The organism is Saliphagus infecundisoli, assembly GCF_020177375.1.
GTDB lineage: Archaea > Halobacteriota > Halobacteria > Halobacteriales > Natrialbaceae > Saliphagus > Saliphagus infecundisoli.
This window is the reverse complement of sequence record NZ_JAIWHV010000009.1, coordinates 96,626-106,735: the sequence shown is the minus strand read 5'-3', so window position 1 is coordinate 106,735 and position 10,110 is coordinate 96,626. Positions and strand designations below refer to the sequence as shown.

The window sequence follows — 10,110 nt, the reverse complement described above, 5'->3', positions numbered from 1 at the left end:
CTTCTGGGCCGCATTAATCGCCTGATCTAACTCTCCGTTCGACAGATGCTCAACGAGTTCAAACCGACGTGATCCGCTCATGACGGAGATACGCTGTCTGTGTATTCATCCGTTGCGCTGATCACTCTGGGCTGCTGGCGATTCCAGAACCTCCTGTTCGATCTTTTCTTCAATCGCTTCGATCTGTTCGTCGTAGGCATCGATCACCGAGAGGTGCGCTTCGATGATCATCCGATCGGCATCACTGAGCGAGAGTTCCGCGCGGAACTCTCGCCCAGTTGGGCCGAACAGCTCGCTGTCGTAGGTGTTGTCCGTACGCGTGAGGACTGCTCTGACGCGGTTTTTCTCAGCAGTCCGTGATTCGACTAACTATTTTCGCGTCCGGACGAGATCCCGCAATGTGCGGATCTCGTCCGGTGGGACATAGCTCTCAGCGAGCATGTCTGCTCGGAGCATCTGAGCAAGTCGTTTAGCGTCGACGCGATCGGTCTTGACCGTCGCGTCGGCGATAATACGATTCTTTGATGGATTCACCAGAGTAACGTCGAGATGCTCGTCGAGCATCTCGTAGATTGGGCGATAATTTCCCGACGCCTCGATTGCGGCTTCACTCCCAGCGTATTGCTCGGCGAGTTCGTCAAGTCTGTCGTTTGGCAGGCGAATCTCGTCTTGCAGGTTGCCGTCGCCGTTGACGACGGCAACCTGCGAGTATCGTTTATGGGTGTCAATGCCGAGGTACATGAAACGCCTCCGTTGGGGCTGATCGCGCGTGAATCGGAAAGGCACCTATACGTGCTCTGTGGCACAGTGTTCTTCTTCCTTTCACGGGCTAGGACCGGTCATTCTAGCGTGCTTGTTGCACTTCATCTCACTCGGTCTCTGCCAACCCCTGTTATCCAGATTCACGCGGCAGGGGCTTCAAACCAGGATTTTCATAGAGTCATTCTATGACATGCTATATCAGTTAATTCGTGAAGCAATATCTGCGAAGAACTCGCGATCTTCGGGTTCAATCCCAATCGCAATGAGGATGAGAGCAAATGTTATCGTGCCAGTGATGCCACCAACAATCAACAGCACAAGGCCCGAGAGCGGCGAAAGAACTTCCCATCCTACCAGAACAACTCCACAAGCAAGCCCAGCAGCTATAGGTTTGAAAAAGTTCAGTGAGTAAGGGAACAACCCTTCCATGTACCAAATTGTCACGACACGGATAGCGCTTATCAAGATTAGCACGGTGCTAGTGGCAAACGCCGCACCGATAAGACCGAATCGAATGATAAGAAGGTAGTTGAGCACAGCGTTTGCTACACCGACGCCCCACCTATCGATCATCATGAAATACTGATGGTCAGTCATCATCAACGTGTAACTGGTAGGGCCAGTCGCGGCGCTCACAAACTGTCCGACGACGTACAGAGACAGTACCAATCCTCCTGCGTCGAATCCCTCACCGAAGATCGCGAGCACTTCGTCCGAATACACGAACAGCCCGACCGCCGGAAGGAGCGACATCGTGAACGACCACCGAGTCACCTGCGTGAACAACGCTTCGAGATCTGCGGATTCGTTATTGCCGTACATTCGGGCGGCAATCGGGGGGTATATCGTGTTGAATCCGGTGACTGGGATGGTGAGTAATTGCGTCAGTACCCTCGAAAGGTTATAAATGCCAACTGCGCTTCCGGAAAGGAAAAACCCGACCATCAGGACATCGACTTTGTTCTGGAACAATCGACCGCTATCACTCAGAGTGACCGGGATCGAGAAATTGTAGAACTCGCGTACTCCTGGTTGGGAACCTGTGAGTCCCGGGCGGAACTCTGTCTGAGTAACGAACAGTCCAACCGCGAAGAGGAATGTGAGAATCCACGCGACCACCGCCGCTGCGACGACGCCGACAAGCGTGGCACCAATGAGCACGACGATTCCGACGGTGATAAGCCGGAACACCTGACGGCTGATGCTTTCGGAGAGGATCTGATAACCCGGAAGTTCCAGACTCCGGAAGACACTCGCAATACACCCGGTCAACGTCATGAACGGAAGGCTGAACGCGAACAGTCGCAAAACGTCCGTAAGCAGCCGCTCTTCTAACGTCAGCCTCGTCAGCAGCGGGGCGGAGAAGAACAGTATTCCCCCAACGACAATGCTACCGACAAACGAGGTGAGGGTGGCCAGGCCGATGACGCGGTTCCGGGATGTGCGGTCGTCGTAGTCCGGAACGAATCGAACTATCGACTGGTCCGTTCCGAGGTTGGTGATGGTTCCCGCTATCGAAATCAGTGTTTTTCCGAATGAGAAGATGCCGTAAAGACTCGCCCCGAGACTACTCGTCAATAAAAACGTAGTGATGAATCCAAGGACCCGAGTAGTGCCCAGCCCAAGGACCTGCGCCCCTGCACCACGCGCGACCGACCGAAGTGCCGCGGGCACTCCCGACTCGGATTCATCAGCCATTCGACTCGGATTCGTCCCGATTCCCGTATGAGTGTTTCCATCCGAACGGAATTTTATGGTATTGTCACCCACACCCAACACAAATGTACTAATTCATCATTGATCTGGATCCGACAGACGTTCCAAATGCAGATCGGGAATTCTACGAAACGTGGAGCAGCAGTCATAGGGACGGAGACGAGTCAGTGCACCGTCGGTCGCAATACGGCGCTGCGGCCGAACGGTAACTCGTCGTCTCCGACCCTATCAGACCAGCGCCGAGTACTGTCTTACTTCCTATACTTCCTACTGCAACCACTTCCACAGTTATCAAGCACTCGACAACGAATCACCGGTTAAACACGCTAAGTCAGATAGTGCAATTTAACAATGCCTCCGGTATAGATATTACACGGAAAGGCTAATACAGCGTGTGAATCAGTTCGTGGCTGATCCGGTCGGGTGGGTGACGGCACACCTCAATAGCGGGGGGCTCTCTCGAAGCCCGTGGGAGATCCCGGCCTTATCGGCTGCATTGCTGGTCGCGTTCGTTTGGGTCGTCCCGCTGCTCGCCGTTGGTGCCGGCTTGCCTCCTGTCCCCCTCGCGTTCGCTGTCGTCGCTGCCTATCTCGTCGCTATTGTCGCACTCGACCGTCCGATTGGGGGTGTCTTTGCTGGGGTGATCGCAATGTCCACCTGTGCGCTCTCGCTTCCGCTCCTCTATGCTGAGACGGCACGTGCAAACCTCCGACTCCAACTGGCCGATCCGTTTGCCGCGGTCGTCGTCCTCCTCGTAAGTTACTGGGTCTACCGTGATCGCCTTCCGAATCCAGGTGGCCGCCTCGTCGTCGCTCTCATGTGCGTTTGGGTAGCGTGGACTGGCCTGGCGGCGGTGTTCGGTGCTGGCCCATCCTCACGGACGGCTGCCCTGTTTGCGGTCAACCAAGCCCGCTGGATTCTCTATTTCGGCGTGGGCTTGCTCCTTGCGACGCTCATCCCACTTCGAGTTGGGGTCGTCTCGGTCGCGATTGCAGCCGTGATCCACGCCCCGGTCGCAATCGTCCAGTCGGTCATCGTCGGCCCTGAGGGACTTGGCTCGTTCGACACGGCAACAAAATTCGACATCGAGGACACCCCTACTGTGGATCTCTTGGGGTGGACGTTCGAGAGTGGTTATCCGATCGCTGGCTGGACCGATAACCGGGTGGCGTTCGTCCTTATTGGATTCCTTGCGCTCGTCACAGCCTATTATTACCTCATTCGAGGCGAGTTGTGGCAGCGTGTCCTCGCGGCCATCGCAATCCCCGTTGTGACCACTCCGATGATCCTCACTTGGAGCGACACGGTGTTCATCGCGATCCCTTTCCTTACGATCGCCTCGGGCATCGCGCTCGCATGGAGACGAGTCCCGATCAACGCGCGGACAACTGCCCGATACCGGCGGGCCGCTCTTGGAACCGTCGTCGCCACCGGGATCATGACGTTCGGGGCAACTTTGATCCTGGGTGTCCGGACTATTATCGACCCTATCCCAGTGTCGGCGGACAATCTCGAGACACGGTTAGACTCCTACCAGGCAGCCATCAATCTCGGAAAAGAATATCCGATATTCGGGGTCGGCGGCGCAAACTACGAACTCATTGCTCCCTCACTCGATACGATCACACACGCCGATGCAGTCCATAACACTGCATACGAGTTTCTGTCGGCTACCGGCTTCGTCGGCTTGGCCCTGTTCATGGCCCTAATCCTATCAGTCGTCCATCACTGTGAGCGGGCATTGAGCGGTCCGGAGAGTCGCCCGTTCGTGATGTTGGTCGCACTGTGGGCAGCCATCGGGTTCGGGGCGCTCTCGATGCTCAACCTGATGTGGCCGTCATACGTCGGCAATGCGGTGTTCTGGCTTCTGATGGGGATGGTCGTCTCCGTCGGGAACGCCGGCAGCCGATAACGCGGTTTCCCTCGACTTTTGAGACACTTGCTTTCAGACTTCCCGCTGTGATGTTGTCGTTTGCTGCGGGTCAGAACTTATCGACCTCGGTCCAACCATCCGGGTGCATCGTCAGGGCGTCGATGTGCGTCCGGTGGGCCACGCTCTCGTGGCCTCCTCGATTCGCTTCACCGGAAGTTACCTCAGCAGACCGTTCGCGGGCCGATGTCGCTCTCGTTGGTGATCCTGGATGGATTGAATCAGGGAATCGTGGCGGTTGTCCGGCGGCTCGTTTCCGATCGATGCGACCCAGAGTAGTCCTCCCGAAACTATTCTCCCACGACGGATACGGTCACGCGCTTATTCAGCATACCCGAGTGCCCGCAGTGTTTCATCAACATCGCGCTCAGAGGTATGCTCCGGGTCAAACTTCGGGGTGTAATCACCAGTATCGATTGCTGACGTTTTCGCCCATGGAACGTTCCGAATCTGAGGATGGAGGCTTCCTGCCGGGTGCCCATACACGCCATATTCGCCGAATGACTCGCCGTGATCTGCCGAGATCACGACCTCGCCATCGATATTATCCAAGAGGAGAGCTATCTCATCAAGCACGTATCGGAGATCGTCAAGGTATGCTTCAAGGACCCGCTTACGGTCGCCGCCTGATTCGAGATAGTCGAAGGGCTCTCGCTCGTAGTCGTATAGTTCCCGGTTCTCTTCGATCGCATTCGCCACATAGGGACTATGTGGTTGCGAATAGTGGAGAATTAGCCGTTCAAAATCGAACTCCCGCCCGACCGCAATCGCACGGTCAGTCACAAAACGAGGTGGGGCATGTCCCTCGTCATGACCCAACTGGCTTTCGTCGTCCCCGTGTTCATACCGCCAGATGTGCTCGAGTCGACCGAGGTCAGCCGCTCTAGCGAAGTTCCAATCACCCTGCTCGAAATACGCAGGTGGGGCCGGACCAATGAACCTCTCGGGGTCGCCACCACATTCGAGGATGAAATCGGCGTAGCCATTACAGGCGAGATACGCAGTGTTCTGTAGCTCGTCCGCCCACGCTTGATCGAAGGTTGCACCGATCCACTCGGACGATGTCGCGCCAACCGACCGTAGCCGTCCTATGTTGTCGAGAAAATCGTATTCGGGAGCGACCTGCCGAAGTGCATCGACTCGACAGGTGTCGAGCAGCACAAGCACGTCCCACTCTCGCTCGAGGACGTGTGTACCGAGATACCCGCGCGAGGAAGCCCAAATACCGAGTCGATTCGTGACGAACTCGGCGGCTCGGTGTGGGTTTCTAATCCCTTTCTTGACTCGGTCGGCGTGTTTGACCATATGTTATCCTGATCTATAGTAGGGTTAAATAATTCGCTCACTCCTCTCATTAGATCGTACCATCAATTCTGCTAGAGAACCGGGAGTGACCAATGATGAGGAGGAATCGGCACAGATCTTCTCACCCCATCGCGTGAGCGATGCTTCGAGCGTTTCCGTCTTGGCGAATCGAGCGAGACGGAGACGTGTGTCCATTGCGGAGATGACGCCGCCGGTCAACCGAGGAACGACCACACGGACGCCAGCAGTACTAATGGGAGGAGTGGGCGAAAATATTTCAACGAGCTCACGGACACGACCTTCGGTCAGCATCGCTTCGGACTCGAAAAGTATGCTATATCGTCACGGAGATGTGGACTGAACCGACCACTCAGATCGCTTGGGATCTTGACTGCAATCACGAAGCCGTCCTTAATTTCACCCATACAATCCAAGGCGTAAGCGATTATATCGCCGAGTACAGCAACGGTAGCGCCATTCTCTGTACCGACGATTACACAGTTTACAACGACATCGAGGGGGTGGAGGGATGGACGACCTTTCGGCCGTCACCCGTTCCGGCACGTCCGTGATCGGGGTTGTCCACACAGATCCGTGTGAGAGAACCGCCACAGCTTCCTTCGCCAGTGATTGGCGAAGTTTGGAGGCGTCTCAAAACATCACTTTCAAAAACACCTCGGCTTGCTTGCACTGGAACTCAAATCACTGGCGACTGGGTCGAAAACCTGCTGCGTTACGATGTGTCGGGATGAGCGGCCTTAGTTAAGCGTTCCAGTACCCGCGTCGTCTCCTCGACCGTCTGCTGCCAACCGAATTCGTCGTGCAATGATGGGTTTGGCGACTCGTTCAACGTATTGAGTAGCTGATCCCCGAACACCGCCACCTCACCCTCGGAGGCATATGCCACCGAATCACCGAACGCTGACCGGATCTGGGGAAGATCCGAGCTCACGACCTGCACCCCGGCCGAGAGTGCCTCCATGATCGTTCGAGGGACGCCCTCCATTTGACTCGGCAACACCAGCGCGTCCACACCACGATACACTGCCGGCATATCCTCGTAGGGAACCTGTCCCAGAAAGGTGACGGCATCGGCGATACCCAGATCGGCGGCTCGAGCCTCGATTTCCTCCCGCTTGGGCCCCTCTCCGCAGACGTACAACCGCGCGTCGGGATACTCCTCGCGAACCACCGCGAACGTCTCGAGGGCGACTAACGGCCGTTTTCCCTCGACTAACCGACCGACGAACAGGACGGACGGGTCGTCACCCGCAACCGATCCGTGCTCGCGCCCCTCGGAGGTGAACCGTTCGGTGTCGATCCCGTTCGGAACGACCGAGATCCGACTCGACACGCCGAGGTCCCGCACGCGCTCGCGATCCGTTTCGGTATAACAGAAGACGACATCGGCCCGATTGAACGTCCACCGGCCGACCGTCCGGAGATAGACGTCGAATATCGGTTTCGACACGTTCTGACTGTAGAGCCCGTGGTTCGTGATGGCCAGAGGCGGCCCGCCGACTCGCCGGCGAAGCGCCGCCAGGTTCGTCGAGAAGTAGAGGTGCGAGTGGGCATGCATCACGTCGAACTCCGCGACCGACGCGAGATACTTGGCGACGCCGAGACTGATATCGTTGCCCAGCGCCGAAACGGTCGGATCGTATCGCAACACGGTGTACCCCTCGCGCTCTTCTCTGGCCGGTAACTCCGGATCGTTTCGAACCGTTATCACGGTGACGTCGTGGCCCATCTCCGCCTGGTCGCGGCTCATCGCGTGGGCGTGATACGCCCCCCCGCCATTGACGTCGGGATACAGTTTCTGTGCGACCCGCAGGATTCGCATCTACCGGTCCTCCGGGAGGGGCGTCTCCGACCGCGAGTCGACCACCCGTTCGAGGCCGTTCGCAAGCGGGACGGTCGGCTCGTATCCGAGCTGTGACTCGAGCGCGGAGATGTCGGCACGACTCCGGTCGATATCCCCGGAACGGGCGTCGGTGTGGACGATCTCCGACTCCGAGTCGGCAGCGTCGCGAACGATCTCCGCCAGCTCGAGGATCGAAACGCTCTCGCCGGTTCCGACGTTGAAGACGCCGGACGCCTCCGAACCCGCCGCCAAGACGTTCGCTCGAACGATGTCGTCGATGTGAACGAAGTCGCGGGTCTGGGCGCCGTCCCCCTCGACCGTGATGGGCGCTCCGTTCATCGCCTGTTCGACGAACGTACTGATGACGGCGCTGTAGTCGCCGCCGAGCTGTCCCGGACCGTAGACGTTGAAATAGCGAAGGGAGACGGTAGACAGGTCGTACAGCTCGCCATAGAGCCGGACGTACTGCTCGGCCGCGAGCTTCGAGAGTCCGTACGGCGAGAGCGGATCGGTGGACGAGTCCTCGGCGATCGGCACCGAAGCGGGATGTCCGTAGACGGCCGCGCTCGAGGCGAACACGACGCGCGCCGATTCCCGGCGTGCGTGCTCGAGGACCTTGACCGTCCCGTTGAGGTTGATGTCGTGGGTCGGTTCGGGGCGGCGCATGGACTCGTCGACGTCGACCAACGCCGCTTGATGGAAGACGATGTCGACGCCGTCGGTCGCCCGTTCGAGATCGTCGTCGTTTCTGATATCGCCCTCGAAGAAGGTGGCTTCGTCAGGAACGTTCGATCGGGACCCGCCCGAGAGATCGTCGAGAACGCGAACGTCGTTGTCCGGGACGAGAGCGTCGACGATGTTGCTCCCGATGAACCCGGCACCGCCAGTTACGAGGATTCGGTTCCCGGAAACGGGAACATAATCGTCTTCGATACTCATTCATCGGAACCGTATCGAACGAGGTCGGATAATACTTTCCAGATTTGCCGGAGAACGATCTGCATATCGAACCAGAACGACTGACGGCGGACGTAGTCGAGGTCGTATCGAAGTTTCTTTGCGGGTTCGTGGCCGGTCACGTCGTTGATCTGAGCGAGGCCGGTCAGACCGGGCTTTACGAACCAGCGCTTGCTCCAGTCGATCCCTTCACGCTGGATCCGCGTGTCGAATTCGGGGCGCTCCGGCCGGGGGCCGACGACGCTCATGTCGCCGGCGAGGATCGACCACAGCTGGGGAATTTCGTCCAGATGGGTTTGCCGAAGGATCCGTCCGACCCGCGTGACGCGAGGGTCTACGTCGCCGGCGTCCTCCTCGCTGATCTTCGCGCCGGTTTCGTCCTCGACGTTCTCGATCATGCTCCGGAACTTGTAGACGGGGAACGACTCGCCGAACACGGCGGTCCGTTCCTGACGGTACAGTACCGACCCACCGTCCTCAAGCTTGATCGCGGCCGATATCACAGCGATCATCGGAACGAGCATGGTGAGAGTCGAGACAGCGAACAGGACGTCGAACGCCCGCTTCCAGACGTGATCCAACGGATCCCACGGCTCGATGTCGACGTTGACGAGGTCGCCGGCACCGCCCTCCGAGATCAGAACGCTGTCGGCGTACGATCGGTGCACCTTCGCGTTGACGCCGTGTTCGTGGAGCACCTCGAGCGCGCCGAAGAACTCCGCACGATCGGCCTCGCTGAAGGCGAGAACGACCGTGTCGATGTTACAGTCGACGATGACGTCCTCGAGCCGGGAGAGCCCACCCAGCCGGTTGATCGTCTCGATCCGTTCCCTGCCGTGGCTTCCAACCCGCTCGATCCCCTGCCAGTCGCCGACCGTGCCGCCACCGTCGGCGACGGCGACGGCTTCCGCCGGGTCGTCTTTCGGGACGCTACTGACGACGGTCGGGCAGAGATAGCCAATGACGGAGGCGTCGACGTCGGGCGCGATCCGCCGGATCTGTTCTATATCGTCGCCGACGATCAGGGTCCGACCGTCTTCCCTGCCGGTTCCGTGGCGGATCCAGACGAACCAGAGGGGAAGTACGACGAAGAGGAGGGCAACGGCCATCGTGAGCGTCGCCCGCGGAATCCGGTAGGTCCAGTTGTAGTAACCGAGCGTCGCAAGAGCGAACCCGCCGACGAGGAGGCGCTTGTGGGTGAGAAAGACCGTATCGAGGATACGCTGGGGACGAGGCTTGTACAGGGGCAGGAGGCTGCCGCCGATCACTCCGATTGAAAGAACGATCGCGAGGGCGAGTGCCCCTCCGCTGACGACCTCGGGTTCCAGTCTGTTGAAGACGGGGACGTAGGTCGTGAATACCGACTGCGAGACCGGGTGGTTGGCGACGAGGACCGCGGCCGCGACTAGGGCTACCACCCCGCCTGCCCCGACGACGCGGTATCGCCACCCGGTTAGCATAGCTTAACAGGACACCTCGGCTACCATAAACGCTTTGAAAATACGGATCCCGACGTGGAATAATGGACAGAGCGGTTGACGTATTCACTCCGAAATCCTCCGACGTCGGGAGTGAA

General features: G+C 58.4%; 6 protein-coding genes and 1 pseudogene. 1 reads left to right on the top strand and 6 read right to left on the bottom strand.

The genetic code is table 11. The features are described from left to right. Positions 1–126: 126 nt before the first annotated feature. Positions 127–741, bottom strand: a pseudogene (locus tag LCF40_RS23695) (IS110 family transposase); the annotation flags it as partial. Positions 742–960: 219 nt separating this feature from the next. Continuing rightward, positions 961–2,460 (bottom strand): flippase, encoded by a 1,500-nt coding sequence (locus tag LCF40_RS12805; RefSeq protein ID WP_224828732.1) that lies wholly within the window; start codon positions 2,458–2,460, stop codon positions 961–963. Positions 2,461–2,872: 412 nt separating this feature from the next. Between LCF40_RS12805 and LCF40_RS23435 the strand changes: the two genes are divergently transcribed. Next, positions 2,873–4,390: an O-antigen ligase family protein gene (locus LCF40_RS23435; RefSeq protein WP_224828731.1), complete on the top strand. Its 1,518-nt coding sequence runs from the start codon at positions 2,873–2,875 to the stop codon at positions 4,388–4,390. Positions 4,391–4,729: 339 nt separating this feature from the next. Here LCF40_RS23435 and LCF40_RS12795 read toward each other — a convergent pair whose 3' ends face one another. The 4 genes from LCF40_RS12795 to LCF40_RS12775 form a co-directional block, all read right to left on the bottom strand. Next, positions 4,730–5,713, bottom strand: a complete 984-nt coding sequence (locus LCF40_RS12795) for an alkaline phosphatase family protein (protein WP_224828730.1) — start codon at positions 5,711–5,713, stop codon at positions 4,730–4,732. Between the two features lie 733 nt (positions 5,714–6,446). Further along, positions 6,447–7,556 carry a glycosyltransferase family 4 protein gene (locus LCF40_RS12785; protein WP_224828729.1) on the bottom strand — a complete coding sequence of 370 codons (1,110 nt, stop codon included), beginning with the start codon at positions 7,554–7,556 and terminating at the stop codon, positions 6,447–6,449. Then, entirely contained in the window at positions 7,557–8,516 is a 960-nt protein-coding gene (locus tag LCF40_RS12780) for an NAD-dependent epimerase/dehydratase family protein (RefSeq protein ID WP_224828728.1), read from the bottom strand. Further along, a complete protein-coding gene (locus tag LCF40_RS12775; protein ID WP_224828727.1) occupies positions 8,513–9,994 on the bottom strand; it encodes a sugar transferase in 1,482 nt (493 codons plus the stop codon). Before LCF40_RS12775 ends, LCF40_RS12780 begins: the two co-directional genes overlap by 4 nt. Positions 9,995–10,110: the final 116 nt, after the last annotated feature.